Origin of the sequence: Shouchella clausii (assembly GCF_002250115.1) — a bacterium.
Taxonomy (GTDB): domain Bacteria; phylum Bacillota; class Bacilli; order Bacillales; family Bacillaceae_D; genus Shouchella; species Shouchella clausii.
The window spans coordinates 2,331,418-2,349,827 of sequence record NZ_CP019985.1 but is presented as its reverse complement, the minus strand read 5'-3'; the positions used below and the strand labels follow the sequence as shown (position 1 = coordinate 2,349,827).

Genomic DNA, 18,410 nt, shown 5'->3' with positions numbered 1-18,410 from the left:
CGATAGAACCCCTCTCTCCAACCAGATACACTGGAGAGAGGTTTTTTGGCATATGCGCCATTTTTACTGCCTTATAAAAACAAATGAGCAATAGGTGCAGCCAACAAGATGCTTAACACAACCCGTTCAAACCAGATGACAAGCAGTTTCGGCACGCTAATAGGAATGTCTGTCGCTAAGATCGTCGGAATGACCGCGGAAAAAAACAGCACGGAAGACACACAAACAACTCCAATTGTAAAACGGGTGATGAGATCAGCGTTGGCAGCAATAGCTGCTGGCAAAAACATTTCCGCAATCGAAGTCGCAGCAGCACTCGCAGCAAAAGCAGGATCAGGCAATTGGACGAGTGCTGTTACTGGGTAAAATAAAACTCCAAGCCACGCAAACAGGGGCGTATACTTAGCCAACGCTAACCCGAAAAGACCAATGGACATAATCGAAGGCAAAATGTTCATCGTCATGCGGAACCCATCACGGACGTTTGCGCAAATATTGGCAGATAGGCTTAGGCTCTCTTGCGCTTGTGCCATCGCCTGCGCCCAGCCACGTTGGAGACGGCGCCCTTGCTGCTCTGCTTCAGGGTTGCCTGTCATCCCGTTATAAAAGCTTTCCGTTGTTTGTTTTAATGGCCAGACTCTAGCCGTTACTGCCGTCACTGTAAATGTAACGACTAAACAAGACCAAAAATACACGTTCCAGTTCGCCATTAAATCGAGTGTATTGGCAACGACCACCATAAAGGTAACGGAAACAGTGGAAAAGCCAGTGGCAATGATCGTTGCTTCTTTTACCGAATAACGCCCCTCGCGAAAAAGCCTGTTCGTAATCAGCAATCCAAGTGAATAACTGCCGACAAACGAAGCAACAACATCAATCGCAGAGCGTCCTGGCAGGTTCCAACCTTTCCTCATGATTGGCTGCATCCATACACCGGCAAGCTCAAGCAAACCATATCCTGTTAACATCGCCAAAAACACAGCACCAATTGGGACAAGAAGACCTACAGCGACAACAAGGCGATCAAAAAGAAATGGGCCCATGTCCTCTGCCAACATCCATTGTGGGCCTATGCCGAATAGCACCATGACAGTAATCGCTAAACCAGCAAGTTGAAAAACAGACAAAAGCAAATCGGTCTTTGTCTGCCGCCATGTCCCCTTGTAAAACGGATAAAGCGCACCAAGAAAAATCACAAGCAACGCATAATACGGCACAATTGCAGGGAAAGCCTGCCTTACTGCGGTCACGATATGGTCAAGCATAATGGAAGACGTACCGTTGATTGGCACGGGCACGAAAAACATAAACGCGCCAATGCTGCTATAAAGCAAGAAACGGATCAGCGCTCGAGGGGAAGAACCGTTTCCTTGCTTAGCCTCTAATCGTGGCTGTTGCTTAAAGGGCTCCATGGCGCCCCCTTACTGGGCAGCTAGGGCATGGGCCCATGTTTGATGGAGACGTCCCACTTTCTCGACAATCGCTTTTTCAGATTGCATGACGAGCTGTTTATTCGCCACTACATGCTTGCCGTCCACAAATACGTCGGCAATCGCTGTGGGCTGCATCGCATACACGAGATTTGCCAACAAATCTGTTCGTGGCGATAAAGAGAAGTCATCCAAATCGAGTGCAATAAAGTCAGCGCGGAAGCCTTTTTTCAATTCGCCAGTTTGCAGCTTTAGCAAAGCAGCTCCTGTTTTTGTGCCCATTTCAAATACTTGTTTCCCAGTGATGCATGTGCCGTCCAGACGCGTGACTTTTTGCAGCAATGAGCACATCCGCATTTCTTCAAACACGCTAATGCGGTTATTGCTGCAAGCTCCATCTGAACCGAGGCCAATGCGCACGCCCGCTTGCTGGAGATCAGGAATGCGCGTCACGCCATCTGAAAGAAACATGTTGCTTGACGGGCAATAGGCCAATCCTGCCCCTTTGTTTCCAAGCAGAGTTACTTCCCAATCGTCAAGCCAGACAAGGTGGATCGCAATCATGCTTTCATCAACGACGCCTAATGAGTCCAAATAATGAACGGGCCGCAAGCCATATGCATTCAACGTTTCGTCGACTTCAAACGGCTCTTCTGCTACATGGATATGGAATGGTGTGCCTAGCTCTTGAGCAAGACGATGGCCAGCCTTGATCATTTCTGGCGAGGCAGCATGAGGGCTATGAGGGGCTGGCTGGATCGACACCATCGGATCACTCTCGTATTTGGCCGCCAATTTCCGTGTCCGTGCAACAGCTTCGTCGACTGATTCTTGGTATGCTTGCGGCGCCCCAGCCCAATCATACATTGTCCGTGCAAAAACGAGGCGTATCCCGACGTCTTTCGCTGCTTGGATGACCGCTTCATCGGTTTCCACACCGCCACGATGGACGTAGAAAAAGTCACTGACTGTCGTCGCGCCGTACTTCAACATTTCACCAAAAGCAAAGAGGGCCCCTGTATAAATTGCATCCTCATCCAAGAAAGGCGTGTATCGGTACAGTGCCTTGTCGCGCCACTCTAAAAACGGCTGATCAGCAGCAATGCCTCTTAGCAAGCTTTGAAAAGAATGGTTATGGGCATTCACTGTGCCAGGCATAATTGCTTTGCCATCCATGGAAACAAGAGGCACATGGCTATATAAGCGTGACATGTTTTCTTGCGGGCCAATGGCTTCAATTTCCCCGTTGTTTACACACATCGCATAGCCTTGTTGAAACGCGCCATCTGTATACATTAAATCAGCTGAATAAAGCGTCCTCATCTGTTATCCGTCCCTTTCTGGTCAAGGTTTTGGTCAAGTTTCAGCAGCGCATGGAACAACACATTCGCAGCTGCCTCAATGTCACAGAGTGCACTTGCTTCTTCAGGACAATGGCTTTTGCCGCCAATGCTAGGCGCAAACAACATGCCGCTTCTTGTCACCGCCGCCATATGGGCTGCGTCATGCCCAGCCATGCTTCCGAGTGTCAGCGTCTTGTAACCAAGTGAATCGGCTTGCTCGGCAAAAGTGTCGATTAGTGATTGGTCCATTGGCACAGGTGCTTGCGATAAAAATGTTTCTTGCTTTATCGAAACGCCACGTCTCCTTGCGAGTTCTGCAATTTGGCTGTTTAAAGCATGGCGGACAGCATCGATTTCTGCGCTTGTTTTGCCACGAATTTCGACAACCATTTCCACTTGGCCAGGGATAATATTGGCGGCGTTCGGGCGCACGTCAAGTGTGCCAACTGTTGCGACTACTTCTTCTGCCTGCATTTCCGCGGCCGCCTGTTCGACAGCTACAACCACTTCTGCCGCAGCTGCGAGTGCATCCTTACGTTCGACCATGACAGTCGTCCCCGCATGATTGGCATCACCTGTTACAGTTACACGCTCTCTGTAAATGCCCGTAATGCCAGAAACAATACCAACAGGAATACTGCTTGTGACTAAGCGTTTCCCTTGTTCAATATGGACTTCAAGGTAAGCAGATAAAGGCGGCGCTAACGCGTGCGTGTCCTCAAAGCGATCGGGATCTCCCCCTGCTTGCCTAAGCGCTTCCGTCAACAACAGCCCATTGTCATCTGTCACACCCTCTAAGTCTTGCTTTGTTAACTTTCCTGCTACTGCCCGGCTGCCAAATGTCGATAAGCCAAACGGGTTCGGCTCCTCTGCCGTAAAGGAAACGAGTGCGAATGGATGGCGTGTTTCGATTCTTTCTTCGTTCAGTCGTTCCATTACTTCTAAGGCAATGAGAACACCGAGCGCGCCATCATACATGCCGCCGTTTGGCACCGTATCCATATGGGAGCCAAACGAAATAGCAGGAAGAGGTTGTCGCCCGTTGCGAAAAGCCCATATATTGGCGGCGGGATCGCACTTAACATCAAGCCCAAGGCTGACACATTGTGTTTGCAACCATTCCCGAGCAGCGAGTTCCGCAGACGTGAACGTTGTCCGATCTAACCCGCCTTTCTCATTTTTGCCAAATTGGCCGAGTTCCTCAATTTTCTGTTGCAAGCGAGCACCGTTGATTGTCGGTTTTTTCAAGTAACACACCGCCTTCCACAACGATTTTCCCTGCTTTCATGACTGTATCGACTCGATTGACAGCATAGTTATACTGCAATGTTTGATAGTTCGGCGCGTCAAAGAGCACGAGATCAGCGTTTTTGCCTGCTTCAATGCTGCCGATGTCCTTCGCTCGGCCAATGGCGTGTGCGGCATTGATCGTGGAAGCAGCAAGCACCTCTTCTGGCGTCATTTTCATTGTCAGGCAAGCCAAATTCATTATGAATGGCAATGACTCAGTCGGCGATGAACCTGGGTTACGGTCTGTCGATAAGGCAACTGGGACTCCTGCTTCAATCATCGCCCGAGCATTGGCTGGCTCAGTCATTAGAAAAAAGGCTGTTCCTGGCAAGAGCACGGCTATAACGCCTGCCTCGGCCATTTGTTCGATGCCTGTTGGTGAAGCCTTTAACAAATGGTCTGCACTGACTGCGCCGACTTTTGCGGAAAGCTCGGCGCCTCCAAAGGAAACCAACTCATCGGCGTGGATTTTCGGCTTTAGCCCATGCTTTTTCCCTTCCTCCAAAATGTATTGCGATTGGGCGACCGTAAAGACGCCCTCTTCACAAAAGACATCACAAAACTCAGCTAAGTTCTCAGCTGCGACTTGGGGAATCATTTCTTCTGCAACTAATTTTACAAACGCATCAGGGTCCTGTTTCCACTCTGGCGGAATGGCATGCGCCCCCATAAAAGTCGAGACGACATCTACTGGGTGGTTATTGTTTAATTGTTGAGCGACACGTAGCTGTTTTAGTTCAGCGTCTGTCGCTAACCCGTAGCCGCTTTTCGCCTCAACGGTCGTCACCCCGTGCTGCAAAAAACGGTCAAGCCGTAGCCGCGACTCCTGGGCCAACTGGTCAGCAGTGGCTGCTCTCGTGCTTTTCGTTGTGCTTAAAATGCCGCCGCCTGCCTGTAAAATGCTCATATATGACTTGCCTTTCAAACGCATCGTCAATTCTTGTTCACGGCTGCCGGCAAAGACGAGATGTGTATGAGGGTCGACGAGTCCAGGCGTGAGGAGCTTCCCCCTCGCCTCAATTGTTTTCACCTTCCCAGAACGTTTTTGCAAGTAATGACGAGCATCTGCGTCTGTACCGGCAAAGGCAATCTTCTCTCCCTCAACGATGACACTCCCCCGTTCAATGACGCCAATTTCAGATAAGTCCTCTCCTACTTTTGGTTTGTCGCTTGCGCCAGCAACAGTGACAACTTGTTCAGCCTCCTTGAGATATAAGAGTTCAGCCATTTTCTTTTCCCTCCCTTGCAAGGGCCGGAATGACAATACCTGTTGCTTTTGCCGTTTCGACAGCTTTTTGATAGCCAGCATCGGCATGGCGAACGACGCCTAGGCCAGGATCCGTTGTCAGCACACGCTCCAAACGCCGATCCGCTTCCGCTGTCCCATCTGCGACAACAACCATGCCAGCGTGGAGGGAGTATCCCATACCGACGCCGCCGCCATGGTGCACAGACACCCAGCTTGCCCCTGCTGCTGTATTCACAAGTGCATTTAAAATTGGCCAATCGGCAACGGCGTCACTGCCGTCTTTCATTGCTTCTGTTTCCCGATTTGGCGAGGCGACCGAGCCGGCATCAAGGTGGTCACGCCCGATCACAATGGGGGCGGACAATTCTCCAGAAGCAACCATTTCATTAATCCGTTTGCCAAAACGGGCACGTTCCCCATAGCCGAGCCAGCAAATCCTTGCCGGAAGGCCTTGGAAGGAAATATGGCGACGTGCCATGCGGATCCACTGGCATAACGGTTCGTTGTCGGCAAACTCTTGCAAGATCACTTCATCGGTTTTATCAATATCTGCTGGATCGCCAGAAAGGGCGACCCAGCGAAAAGGCCCTTTGCCTTCGCAAAATTGTGGGCGGATATAAGCAGGAACAAAACCAGGAAATGAAAAGGCGTCACGAACCCCTTCATCAAAAGCAACTTGGCGAATATTATTGCCATAATCGAATACGATCGCGCCACGCTTTTTTAACTCAAGCATCGCTTCAACATGCTCGGCCATACTCTTTTTAGCAAGGCTAATGTAAGCTTGTGGATCTTCCCTTCGCAGCGCTTGCCCTTGTTCAAGGGTGAACCCTTTTGGCAAATAGCCATTCAAAGGATCATGAGCAGACGTTTGATCAGTGACAATGTCTGGAACAAACCCGCGGGCAAGCATTTCTGGCAATACTTCAGCCGCATTGCCGACAAGGCCGATCGAAAGGGGGATGCCTTCCTTTTTCGCGAGTTCAGCTTCTTCAATTGCCTCTGATAGCGTATGGGCGACAATATCCAAATAGTTGGTCTCTATACGCTTGTCGATCCGGGAACGGTCCACGTCAACGCAAATAGCCACGCCATTTGCCATCGTGACCGCTAACGGTTGGGCGCCGCCCATGCCGCCTAATCCAGCCGTTACGGTAATCGTCCCTTTTAATGAACCGCCAAAATGTTGTCGTGCACATTCGGCAAACGTCTCGTAAGTCCCTTGAACAATGCCTTGACTACCAATATAAATCCAACTTCCAGCTGTCATTTGCCCGTACATGGTTAAGCCTTTCTTATCAAGCTCATGAAATGTTTCCCAATTCGCCCAAGCAGGGACAAGGTTGGAATTGGCAAGCAACACCCGCGGAGCATCTTCATGTGTTTTAAAGACAGCAACCGGTTTCCCAGATTGAATGAGCAACGTTTCGTCGTTATCAAGCGCTGTTAACGATGAGACAATGCTATGATAAGACGGCCAATTGCGCGCAGCCTTGCCAATCCCGCCGTAGACAACTAATTGGTCTGGATGCTCTGCTACTTCTTCATCTAAATTATTCATAAGCATACGGAGCGCTGCTTCCTGCACCCACCCTTTGGCCGTTAAGGCAGTGCCTCTTTTCGCACGAATCGGTTCATTGTTCAGGTTCACTGTGGCATTCCCCCTTTATATGTCTTACTTAGCAGTATAGGGAGCCATACCATTTGCGCCTAGCTGATTTCGATTGGATTTTTATTTCATATATTCGACTTTTCATTTATTTCTGTCCGAAAATTTCCCTTTCATTTATACTTTTTTAGGTTTAATCCTTTTCTTTAGTTAATTCTCGAATACGGTACTGGTTCGGACTGTATGCGGTTTGTTTTTTGAATGCTTTTGAAAAATAGGCTGGGTTTGCATAGCCTACCCGTTCGGCAATCTCACCGATGGCCAGCATAGGGTCAGCAAGGAGTTCCTTGGCCGCGGCAATCCGAATGTCTTGCAACGCGTGGCGAAACGATTGTTTGAGCCGTATGGAAAACAACTGGCTTAAATACGAAGGGTTTCTGCCGACATGCTCTGCTACACGGGTTAAATTAAGCTTAGGGTTTTGGTAATGCTTGTTCATATATCGGAGCGCTTCATGGACAATGTCTGTTTTTTGGACCGTTTCCACGCGGCGCGTTTGCTCAAACAGAAATTGGATAAACAAAATGAGCTCCTGGACAATCCTTGCTAAAACTGGCATATTTAATACGCTATTAAACAAGTTGTAATAGGCGCGTTCCACGTCCTCTCCTGCCATTTTCCAATTACGCATATAGCGGCGCACTTGGGCAAGAATGCTTGTCAATTTAATCCGCAGCAGTCCAGGATCGGGCAAAGCGCCGCCGGCATAATAAAATTCCCCGTATAGCCATTGCTTAAGGGAAGTGAGTTTGTTGTCTCTCAACATTTCGATCCAAATCCGTTGTTCCTCTGGCGTCAAAAGTGGATCAATCCGTTTCCACGAAAACGCTTCCCCAGTTACGATCACTTGATCAAAACCGATGAAAAATGCTCGTTGCAAATGGAGTAGCGCTCGCTGATAGGCTTCCTGCAAAGTACGGTTTTCCTTTTGGTCCAAAACAAAGACAGCTAAGCCGTTGTTTTCATCATCCCAACTATTAAGCAGCTTATGGCACAATTTTTCCCGCCAAGGGTCACGATCAGGAAACACAAGCATCACCACGTCACTAAGCGGGAGAATAGCCGGTTTGTCTGTAAATGGGAAAGCTTCGGCAAATTCAAGCAATTTTACGGTTTTGCCTTTCTCTTCATGTTGGATGAGCACCACATCTCCTGGAAACGAATCAGCACGGCCAGGCAAAAAAAGGTCACGGTACGATGGACATGGCCACTTAGGCTCTTCTTTTTCGCTCTTGACAACAGGGCGCTTTTCTCGCAGCAACTTGTGCAAATGCCGCAATAGTTTCTCAGAATCAAGTGGTTTTATAAGCAAGTCGACACAGCCAAGTTCTAGCGCCTGCGTTGCTTTTGCATACGTTCCTTCGGCAGAAACCGCTACAAGAGCAGGCGTAAAGATAGCTGCATAATGTTTTAGTTGCTCCCATTCACGCCCTTGAAACATATCCAATTCAAGGCAAATGACATCAGGACGTTCTGTTTCCATTTGTTCAAACAGTTCTTCCGGCGAACACGCAATGCCGGCACGCTCTACTTGCAAATGAGAAGAACGAATTAACCACTCCATTCCATAGCACTCGCTTAAGTCACGGTCACACACAATAATACGCTTCATCTCAACACCACCCTTTGCTAATCGTTTATACTTACAGTTTAAAAGATTTCTCCTCTAAATGGAATGGAATTACATTTTCCCAACATAACATCGCTTATAAAAAATGAAAAAAACATAGTAACTTGTCCCCATTGTTATCAATCTACTACATATGCCGTATTCGCCTAAACCAAATGCCAAAACCCAAAGAGAAGGGACTCTCCTTGGGCAGCAAAGCAATTCGTTTCCTTTTTCCTTTCTCCTGAATCACAACCATGTTTTTTCTACACCGATTGACTATGGGTTGGCTTACGAACAAACAAAGAGGCCTTTTCAATGGCAGGAAGCTTTCGGAGGACTGGGTGAACCAACCAGCTGGTACTAAATAACAACATCGCTATCCCACAAAGCGCCACAGGCAAGACGGGGGTAAAGGTAGAGCCAAGCGCCCCACCTATAAGGGAACCAATCGGCACACCGACTGCTGCTGCACTGGATATGACTGTCACGACACGGCCAATCATTGCTTCTTCCACTTGTTGTTGGATGGAAGAAAAAAGGAGGATATTGAAGATGCCAATCGCGATACTGCCGATACAGAAGAAAGGCAAAGAAAAGTAAACGGGCAGAAAAGCAGTACCAAGCCAGGCAATGCCGGTACTACAAAAACCAATGACCGTTAACAGCCCGAAACGGCATTCTTTGACTTTCGGAGTAATCAGTGTGCCAATCATGACGCCAAGTGACAATCCAGCCAAATAAAAACCATAAATGGCTTCACTATTGCCTTTCATTAATGTAAAGGCAGGCAAATTCGGAACCATCACGCCCATCGCCAAATTAATAAAGATAATCGACCCAATCATTTTTGGAATAAGCGATTGAGAAATATACGTCATCCCTGCCTTTAAATCTGTTTTGTAGGCGACCACGCTTTGTTTCACGCCTTGTCTTTCTTGAGGGAGAGTGTTTTGTCTAAAGCGGAATAATGTATACGTTAATGATGATAACAAATGGCAAACCGCTGTAATCAAAGTTGCTTGAACAGGGCCAATAAAAGCAACAAGAACACCGGCGCCAGCAACAAAAGCGATACCCATTCCTTCCCTCACCGTTTGCAAGTACGCATTTGCTTTAATAATGTTTTCTTTACCAACAATAATCGGCATAATCGTTGATTCGATTGGGTATGTAAACTTGGCTAGCAAAGAAACCGCAAATAGCAGTGTGATAACATAATAAACGTTCAGGCCAATCGTTGCGTAGAACAGTGGTAGTGTAAATAGCAATGCGGACTTCAACACTTCGCATACGATTAAGCCTTTTTTGTACGTGACGTATCGAGCAAATGGCGCGATTAAGAAAGCCAACGCATTTGCCAATGTTACTGCGAAATAAGCGAGACCTGAATAAAAGACATTTCCGCTCAAATAGAGGACAAGCAACATACCCGAAACCGCATAAACGCCTGCACCAATTCCATTAATAAACACGCCAGAAAGCAAAATCATAAAATTTCTTTCATGTAAAAATGATCGTGTTTTCATTTACGTCCCCTCTTCATCATTCTTTTTGTTCCTCCCATCTTTTACATAATGCATGCATCAATGGAATGTGGAGGTTAAGGTTACTGTCAAAGCAGAGAGCGAGCGAGACCGCCCTTCTTTTGATCACACAACAGCTTTTTCTTTACGTTCTATCATACAATTTAAAAATTTAAATCACAACGTTTTTTTAAATCGATTTGCGTATGACAGCTGTCATAAAAAAACAATGACACCTATGAATAGCACTCTAGCCGGTTATCGCTTAATCTATAAAGGCGCTATAATAAAAGGGATTGCCTATAAAGGAGCCCTCCCTATGATCCGACTTTATCCCCGGGAACAAATGAAACGTTATCTTTTCGTTGATATTTTCGTGTTTACTTTTTTGTTTTTTAATTTGTTAACGTTAGAAAGCGAACTGCCTTTGTTGCTACGCTTGTTTTGTTTTGCGGCTATTTTAGCTGCTTATTATGTAGCACTATGGTGGAAGGATTGGCGCTTTGTCGCTGCGAGCGCCGCCGGCATTTGTCTGTTCGCATTTGCCGCAATATTGATTGATCACAGCTTATTGATTTATCTTTTTCTTTTTAGCGATGTAAGTGGCAGAGTCCGTTTTTGGCCTTACTTGTGCTTGTCAATGTTGTTCTTGACGTCCAGTTATCTGGCTGTCTTTACGGTCACAACAGGCAAGCCTCTTTCGTTTTTGACGACTGTTTATGCGCCTTTTTTATTCTTACAACTCATTTTGCCAGTAACGATTCGCTATATGAAACGAGCCCACAGTCTCGAACGAGATCTCGCTAGTGCCCAATCAGAACTTGCTGCCTTTGCGAAAGAAGAAGAACGAAACCGGATTGCTAGAGATTTGCACGATACGCTAGGCCACACACTTGCCGTCATTAAATTTAAAAGCGAACTGGCGATGCGATTAGCAGACAGCCATCCCGTAGCAGCCAAACGGGAAATGGAGGATGTCCTTGATACAGCACGTTCCGCTGCCAAGCAAGTCCGCGAGGTGGTGTCTGGTTTAAAGCATATCGAAATCAAGCCTGAAATCGACCATGCGAAAACGTTGTTTAAAGGAACGTTCACCACCTTTTCTGTCCGCGGTGAAGAACAAATCCCTACACTTTCGGAAGTGGTTGAAACCATGGTGGCATTGTCGATTCGAGAAGCGCTTGTAAACTGTTATAAACATAGCCGCGCTGATAGAGTGGAATTGGCGTTTTTCCATACAGAACACGAGCTTGTTTGCCACATTCACGATGACGGAGTGGGAATCGGATCCCCTGACATAAAACAGGGCGACGGCATCGCTTCAATGAAAGAACGTATGCGCCTTGTTGGCGGTACATGTACATGGAAAAGCGGCATCGATTTAGGGACAACGGTTACGTTAACCGTCCCAACTGTACACGTAAAAGGAGAAGGAAAATGATTCAAATATTAATTGCTGAAGATCAAACGATTTTGCGCAATGCGCTTGAGTCACTGCTTAACTTAGAAGAAGACATCCATGTTGCCGGAGCGGTTTCTAGCGGCGCCTCAGTCCGCTCGTTTCCCGGCCTTTGGGAACTAGATTTGCTCCTTATGGATATCGAAATGCCTGATGGGACAGGGCTCGAGACAGCGAAATACATGAAACAGCACGGATTCAAAGGGAAAATTGCGCTGCTAACGACCTTTTCGCGACCAGGCTATATTGAACAAGCGATGAAACTTGGTGTGGACGGCTATTTGCTTAAAGATGACCCGATTGATCAATTGATTGTAGCGATCCGCCGCATTGTAGCTGGTGAACACGTCATCTCTCCAGCACTTAGCAACATGTTGTTTCGTTTGCAGCCAAACCCATTAAATGACCGTGAACAAGAAATGCTCGGGCGAGTGCGCAATGGCGAAAGCACAGAAATGATCGCCTCTGCCATGCACCTTTCCCTCGGAACAGTCCGCAACTATTTATCATCTGCGATGCAAAAACTTGAAACGACTAACCGCCACGACGCATTGCGGATCGCAGAAGAGAAAGGATGGATATAAGGGCATGAATGCAATAGAGGGAATTGTCGAATTTGCCGCACCGCTTTTTATTGCAATGGAACTTGCTTCGCTCGTTTGCCTGCTTTTGTTTGGCGTGGCCCGTTACGGCCTTGATAAACGGGGGACCAGCATGATCTTTATTTTTTTATTTGTTGGCATCACTGCGTTGGAAGCCGGGCTTGGCTGGCTGTTGTACAAAGAAACTGGTGAATTATCAACATTGCAAATCATTATTACGGTCTTTGTCCTGTACGCTGTCACGTTTGGCGTCCAAGATTTTAAAAAGCTTGACCGTTGGATGAAACAAAAAATTGGCCGTTTGCGGGGCATTGATTTGCTTACAGACAAAGACCGGGAGCAAATCGCAAAACAAAAGGATCCAAGTTATCAAGCTCGGATGTACCGCCGTTCCTCCTTTGCCCATTTGCTGGTGTTTCTCATTGCGCAAACGGTGTTTTTCGCACTTGGTACGAACAATTGGGACGACGCGCTTTCTTATGTACGCGATTTGTCTTGGCTAAGCAGCGAATCGTACAATCCAACTAACAGCCCTTATCCGAATGAAACGATCCACTCGATTTCCATGCTTTGGGGTGTGATCTTCTTGATCGACACAATTTATTCATGGTCCTATACATTTTGGCCGAAACGTTCCTAGCTAGCCACCTATTTAGCGGACAGTACCCCGATAGTGGCTGCGGTTGCAAGAAATGCTGTCCCTTTGCACTACAGCTAGCATTCACTTCCACTTCTCGCTATTTACGGAAATGCTTTCATGTACTATAATACGTACAAACAAGGTCGTACGTGTTACTGATCCGATCAGGCATCAGCTATGGCCGCTCTGATGGCTAGGGAGGCATCGCATGAACCTCATCAAATCGTTTAATAACAATATTGCTTTGGTGGAGGATGCTGCTGGCTTAGAATGGGTTGTCATTGGAACAGGCGTTGGCTTTAACCGCAAAAAAGGCGACGCGATTGATGATACATTGGTCACTAAAAAATATTCGGCGGCAGGCTCTAGCACTCACCCCTTTTCAGAGTTAATTGACAACATTCCCGTTGCTGTTTTCGAAGTGGCAGCGGCGATGATCCGTAAAGCAGAAACGATTATTGGCGTTCAGTTAAGCGACCATTTGTTTTTAGCGCTGGCCGACCATCTCAATTACGCGATTCAGCGAACGTTAGATGGCATCGATTACCCCCACTCCCATCCGTGGGAGCTTGATCGCCTTTACCCAAAGGAGCATAAGGCTGCAAAAGAAGCGGTTCGGATTGTCTTTGACGAATTAGATGTGCTATTGCCGAAAAGCGAAGAGTCGTTTTTAACGTACCATTTTGTGAATGCCCAAGGGCAACAACGGCACATGAAAGAAACAGTAAAAATGACAGAAGTGATCAACCGGATTGTCAAAATCATTGAGTTCGATTACGAGCTCCAGCTAAATGAAGAATCATTTGATTACTTGCGGCTGCTCACGCATTTAAGGTACTTTGTTTTACGCCAGCTTCACCAAGAGAAGGTCGAATACAAACAGTTTGACCCTGAATTAATTGAACTTATCCAAGGAACATACAAAAAAGCCTATCAATGTGCAACAAAAATTGGCCGTATCCTTCATAAGCAGTATGGCTGGGAACTCTCCTCTAATGAAGAGCTCTATTTAACGTTGCATATTTGGCGTTTGCTTTATTAAACGAACTTAATAGACAATTGGCGTGTTACTGGGAAAAACCAGGCATTATCCAAATGGCAGCATGTTTTATGCTGCTGTTTGGATTTTTTTATGGAGATCATTCCATTCATGCTGGCTGGGGGCGTTAAGTCATTACGGTTCCATGCGCTACCTCCGCCATTCCTTATTGCCATCAGTATGTTGAAAAGACTGTTACAACAAACACTACTTTAAAAAAGGATGGATGGTTAATGATGAATTACTTACAGCGCATAGGGCGCTCATTGATGTTGCCAGTTGCCGTGTTGCCTGCAGCTGCGATATTAATGGGAATCGGCTATTGGATGGACCCGAGCGGATGGGGAGAAGGCAATCCCGTCGCTGCCTTTTTAATTGCAGCAGGCGAATCTCTTGTGAGCGGGCCGAGCATGGGCCTTTTGTTTGCGATCGGCGTCGCTTTAGGTATGGCAAAGGAGCGTGATGGGTCAGCTGCACTAAGCGGGCTCGTTGCTTTCCTCGTTGTGACCCACTTGTTGTCTACCGATTCAGTTGCATTGCTGACAGGCTCGGACCCCGAAAACGTCAATGCTGCGTTTGGGTCGATTCAGACGCAATTTATTGGGATTTTATCCGGTATTGTCGCTGCTATGATGTATAACCGTTTCAGCCATGTCCAACTTCCGGCCGCATTTGCTTTTTTCAGCGGAAAACGGCTCGTGCCGATTATGACGGCAGCTTCAATGTTGCTCATTTCTGCCGTTCTTTTTATTGTTTGGCCATTTGTTTACTCTGGCCTTGTCACATTTGGAACGTGGATTAGCAACTTGCACTATGTAGGCGCTGGTGTATATGGATTTTTTAACCGCCTTCTCATCCCAACTGGTCTTCACCATGCCTTAAATTCCGTCTTTTGGTTTGACGTTGCTGGCATCAATGACATTGCGAATTTCTGGTCTGGAAGCGGTGAAAAAGGCATTACAGGCATGTACCAAGCTGGCTTTTTTCCAGTTATGATGTTTGGTCTTCCAGCCGCAGCGCTAGCAATGTACCATACGGCGAAAACGAAACGCAAAAAACAAACAGCGTCGTTGCTACTCGCTGCAGGATTTGCTTCGTTTTTCACAGGTGTGACCGAGCCATTTGAATTCGCGTTTATGTTTGTAGCACCTGTTCTTTATGTAATACACGCGGTGCTTACCGGCTTATCGTTGGCCATTGCCGCCTATTTTCAGTGGACAGCTGGATTTGGCTTTAGCGCCGGACTAATTGACTTTATTTTAAGCTCAAGGCTGCCGCTAGCGAACCAGCCATGGATGCTGCTTGTGCAAGGGCTTGGCTTTGCTGTCGTTTATTACGCGCTATTCCGCTTTACGATTGTCAAATTTAATTTGATGACGCCTGGGCGTGAAGAGGAGAACGATGAAGAAAAAGTGCCAGAGGATACTGAAAACGCTCAAGACAAGAGCAAGTATACAGCGATGGCGGCCATGATCTATGATGGACTAGGCGGTGATCGTAATGTTGTCTCAATTGAGAACTGTGTCACCCGCTTACGTGTTGAAGTCAAAAATATGGCTCAAGTCGACCAAACAAAAATTAAACGCACCGGCATTCCTGGCATTAATGTCGTATCCAACCATAATATTCAAGTCATTATTGGCCCACATGTACAATTTGTCGCTGACGAAATCGAGAAAATCCGCACTCGTTAAAATCGACTCAGACTAATTATAGAAACATGTTTTGCTCAAAGGAAGTTGTTGAGCAACAATTGCAAAGCATACACGAGACAAATGAACGTGTGCGCTTGAGCCCTGCACTAATTAGTGTGCAGGGCTTTCGCTTGTTTGGATGTAAATGGTCGTGATTTGCTGTTCTTTGTGCAGGCCTCCTCCACATATACATGCAAAAGCAAGGACGCCGCAAAGGAGGTATACTATGGCCCAAAAACCACCGCGTTTACAGCAAGGGGATGCAGTTGGGATCGTCGCTCTTGGTAGCCCCCGCTCTGATGATGCGATAAATGCGAATGTTGCTTACTTAAGGGGGCTCGGCTTCCAGCCTGTGCTCGGCGAACATGTCTATGCCCGTACCGGATTTTTAGCTGGTCCGCCACAAGACCGCGCCAGTGATTTTATGACGATGATCGAAGACCCTTCGATTAAATGGATTTTGCCGACACGAGGCGGCGTAGGCGTTGCTGGCATTTTTCCATACCTTGATTTTGATACCATACGCGCCAATCCAAAAATCATTTCAGGCTATAGCGACATTACGATTTTATTAAACGTGCTTTACCAGGATGCAGACTTGATTGGCTTCCATAGTTTGCTTTTGCTTGATTTTCAAAACGGCACGCCTGACTACAATTTCAACCAGTTCTTCTCGTCAACCATGATGCCATCAAGCCCACGCCTTCTAGAAAACCCACCTGGCTTCCCGCTTAACGGCCTCGTTAATGGAAGAGGAAGAGGCCCGCTTGTTGGTGGCAACCTCACCTCTTTTGTTGACAGCCTTGGCACGCCTTATGAAATTGATACAGCCGGAAAAGTCATTTTTTTAGAAGATACGCATGAACCAGTCAATACTGTCTACCGCTATTTGGCACACCTCGAAGCTGCTGGCAAATTCGCTGATTGCGAAGCGATTATTATGGGCACATGCACGAGCTGCCCGATCGCCTACAACACAAGCTATGACGAATTGATTTCCGGTTTTCTTGTGCCTTTAGGCAAACCACTTGTCACGAATCTTCAATCAGGACATGGTTACTACAAAGCCAGTGTGCCAATCGGAGCAGAAGTAGAAGTAGACGGAACAAACGGGCGGATTACGATTTTGGAAAATACCGTGAGTTAAACTATCCCCATTTCAACAAGGAAGCTTATGCCTCAAAATGGGGCGAGCTTCTTTTTCCACTTTCTCTACTTCCGCCTCTATCTAAAACAGGATCTCTCTGAAAAAAGGGTGTTTTTCATATACCCCTATAGGGTATAATATGAAAAGAGAATGGAAAAGGAGGCATTTTGATGAGGAAACGATTACTAATAACAAGTACTGCACTGGCCGTTAGTTTGGCAGGTTGCGGTGCTGGTTCGGACAACCTAGAGCCTGAACAACCAGCTCATGAAGAGAAAGGCGACCACAACAGCGAGAACCACCATGGGGACCATTCAAGTTCTGGTGAAGTACCTGAAGGCTTAAAGGAAGCAGACAATCCTTCCTATCCAGTCGGGAGCAAAGCAACGATGGAAGCTAACCATATGCCAGGAATGAAAGGAACGGAAGCGACCATTGTCGGCGCCTATACAACAACGGCTTATGCTGTATCGTATACGTCAACGACGGGGGAAGCACCTGTTGAAAACCATAAATGGGTCATACATGAAGAGTTGGAAGGTTATAAAGAGGAAGCTTATGCTCCTGGCGATACGGTTGTAATAAACGCCGATCATATGGAAGGGATGGATGGAGCCGAAGCAGTCATTGATTCAAGTGAACAGACAACGGTTTATATGGTTGATTTTGAGGCAGATGGCGAAAGAGTACAAAACCATAAATGGGTAACAGAAGAAGAATTGCGGTCACCGTAATCGCCTATCAACCCACAACCATAGCCCAATTGCTGCTTGGCAAGGGCTGTGGTTGCTAAAAGACCGGGATGCCCTCCCGCTTAATGAGTGGAATTGACTCTTCCTTCCTACGATGTACGAATAAATCGTGTAGAACGTAGCTTATCTCCTTTTTGGTGGAAAGGCGCCATTCGTAATCTTTTTAAGTACTTTTTCTAGGAAAAACATGCAAACAAACAATACAATAATGAGCAACCCAAAGCGAGCAGCTAGCTTTAGCAGCTCATTGGCAATCGGCTCCGTTACTGGCTGCACCACATAATAGAGCGCAGCCACAATGATAGCGACCGCAGCGCCATACGCAACGAAAACACCGGCAGTTTGCCCAATTGAAAGCTGTTTGAACGTTTCTTTGTTTTTCTGATAGGCATACCACAAAACGGCGATCAATACGAGCAGAAGCACAAAAGAATACATCGGTTGTCCCGCCTTACAGTTAAAATAAGTACACCGCGAGTAGCGAACATCGTGGGCACTTATCACGTATTGTAGCATAGTTTTTGCTGCCCGCCATCATTCAAACATCGGCTATGTTCCTTTGCTGAAGCTAGCTAACGAGCGAACATTCTTCTATTCAAAATGACCAGCTGAAACGGCGATGAAAAACCACTACATTTCGGTTGAAGAGCACTTTCCACATCGCCATCTATAATGAAAGCCCGTAGATTCCCGCCCTTAAACGCCAAAATTGCGCTTATCGTACGGGGTGCAAACTTTTTCTTTCAATTTACTCGCCTTAATAAACTCAATTCTGTTTTTTGAGTTTGCAACCATGTTGGGTTGTTGTTGTAATCCCCTGTACCAATCACCAGTTTACTATTTTCATGCATCGTCATTAAACTAACTCTCCGTTATATATGATTTTCCCCCTTAACTAAGCAATCAACCTATAAGAATGACAATAAAAAAATTACATAAATCCGCACGTGCACTTATTCAA

15 protein-coding genes are annotated in these 18,410 nt (G+C 46.7%); 7 read left to right on the top strand and 8 right to left on the bottom strand.

All coding sequences use genetic code 11. The annotated features are described in order from the left end of the window. Window positions 1–71: 71 nt before the first annotated feature. The 7 genes from BC8716_RS11150 to BC8716_RS11120 form a co-directional block, all read right to left on the bottom strand. The gene (locus tag BC8716_RS11150) at window positions 72–1,412 is read right to left on the bottom strand and encodes a YjiH family protein (protein ID WP_094425693.1); all 1,341 of its coding nucleotides are present in this window, start codon (window positions 1,410–1,412) and stop codon (window positions 72–74) included. Between the two features lie 9 nt (window positions 1,413–1,421). Next, window positions 1,422–2,753: an amidohydrolase family protein gene (locus BC8716_RS11145; RefSeq protein WP_094425691.1), complete on the bottom strand. Its 1,332-nt coding sequence runs from the start codon at window positions 2,751–2,753 to the stop codon at window positions 1,422–1,424. After that, window positions 2,750–4,030 (bottom strand): Zn-dependent hydrolase, encoded by a 1,281-nt coding sequence (locus BC8716_RS11140; protein WP_094425689.1) that lies wholly within the window; start codon window positions 4,028–4,030, stop codon window positions 2,750–2,752. The genes BC8716_RS11145 and BC8716_RS11140 overlap by 4 nt, the downstream gene beginning before the upstream one ends. Then, complete coding sequence (hutI, locus tag BC8716_RS11135) at window positions 3,975–5,291, bottom strand: imidazolonepropionase (protein WP_094425687.1); 1,317 nt, start codon at window positions 5,289–5,291, stop codon at window positions 3,975–3,977. Before hutI ends, BC8716_RS11140 begins: the two co-directional genes overlap by 56 nt. After that, complete coding sequence (hutU, locus tag BC8716_RS11130; protein ID WP_094425685.1) at window positions 5,284–6,963, bottom strand: urocanate hydratase; 1,680 nt, start codon at window positions 6,961–6,963, stop codon at window positions 5,284–5,286. Before hutU ends, hutI begins: the two co-directional genes overlap by 8 nt. Window positions 6,964–7,114: 151 nt before the next feature. Next, window positions 7,115–8,593, bottom strand: coding sequence for a helix-turn-helix domain-containing protein (locus tag BC8716_RS11125; RefSeq protein ID WP_094425683.1), 1,479 nt, complete (start codon window positions 8,591–8,593; stop codon window positions 7,115–7,117). Between the two features lie 263 nt (window positions 8,594–8,856). Further along, the gene (locus BC8716_RS11120) at window positions 8,857–10,119 is read right to left on the bottom strand and encodes an MFS transporter (RefSeq protein ID WP_094425681.1); all 1,263 of its coding nucleotides are present in this window, start codon (window positions 10,117–10,119) and stop codon (window positions 8,857–8,859) included. Between the two features lie 316 nt (window positions 10,120–10,435). Between BC8716_RS11120 and BC8716_RS11115 the strand changes: the two genes are divergently transcribed. The 7 genes from BC8716_RS11115 to BC8716_RS11085 all read left to right on the top strand — a co-directional run bounded on the left by BC8716_RS11115 (window position 10,436) and on the right by BC8716_RS11085 (window position 17,431). After that, window positions 10,436–11,557 (top strand): sensor histidine kinase, encoded by a 1,122-nt coding sequence (locus tag BC8716_RS11115; RefSeq protein WP_157730422.1) that lies wholly within the window; start codon window positions 10,436–10,438, stop codon window positions 11,555–11,557. Continuing rightward, window positions 11,554–12,159 carry a response regulator transcription factor gene (locus BC8716_RS11110; protein ID WP_094425679.1) on the top strand — a complete coding sequence of 202 codons (606 nt, stop codon included), beginning with the start codon at window positions 11,554–11,556 and terminating at the stop codon, window positions 12,157–12,159. The genes BC8716_RS11115 and BC8716_RS11110 overlap by 4 nt, the downstream gene beginning before the upstream one ends. Before the next feature lie 4 nt (window positions 12,160–12,163). Then, window positions 12,164–12,817, top strand: coding sequence for a hypothetical protein (locus BC8716_RS11105; protein WP_094425678.1), 654 nt, complete (start codon window positions 12,164–12,166; stop codon window positions 12,815–12,817). A gap of 208 nt (window positions 12,818–13,025) precedes the next feature. Continuing rightward, on the top strand, window positions 13,026–13,859 hold the full coding sequence (locus tag BC8716_RS11100; protein ID WP_094425677.1) for a PRD domain-containing protein: 834 nt from the start codon (window positions 13,026–13,028) through the stop codon (window positions 13,857–13,859). A 230-nt stretch (window positions 13,860–14,089) separates the two neighbouring features. Continuing rightward, window positions 14,090–15,550 carry an N-acetylglucosamine-specific PTS transporter subunit IIBC gene (gene nagE, locus BC8716_RS11095; protein WP_094425676.1) on the top strand — a complete coding sequence of 487 codons (1,461 nt, stop codon included), beginning with the start codon at window positions 14,090–14,092 and terminating at the stop codon, window positions 15,548–15,550. Window positions 15,551–15,776: 226 nt separating this feature from the next. Next, window positions 15,777–16,697 (top strand): S66 peptidase family protein, encoded by a 921-nt coding sequence (locus BC8716_RS11090; RefSeq protein ID WP_094425674.1) that lies wholly within the window; start codon window positions 15,777–15,779, stop codon window positions 16,695–16,697. A 170-nt stretch (window positions 16,698–16,867) separates the two neighbouring features. Then, window positions 16,868–17,431, top strand: a complete 564-nt coding sequence (locus BC8716_RS11085; RefSeq protein WP_094425672.1) for a YdhK family protein — start codon at window positions 16,868–16,870, stop codon at window positions 17,429–17,431. Between the two features lie 141 nt (window positions 17,432–17,572). Here BC8716_RS11085 and BC8716_RS11080 read toward each other — a convergent pair whose 3' ends face one another. Then, window positions 17,573–17,887: a hypothetical protein gene (locus BC8716_RS11080; RefSeq protein ID WP_035203069.1), complete on the bottom strand. Its 315-nt coding sequence runs from the start codon at window positions 17,885–17,887 to the stop codon at window positions 17,573–17,575. Window positions 17,888–18,410: the final 523 nt, after the last annotated feature.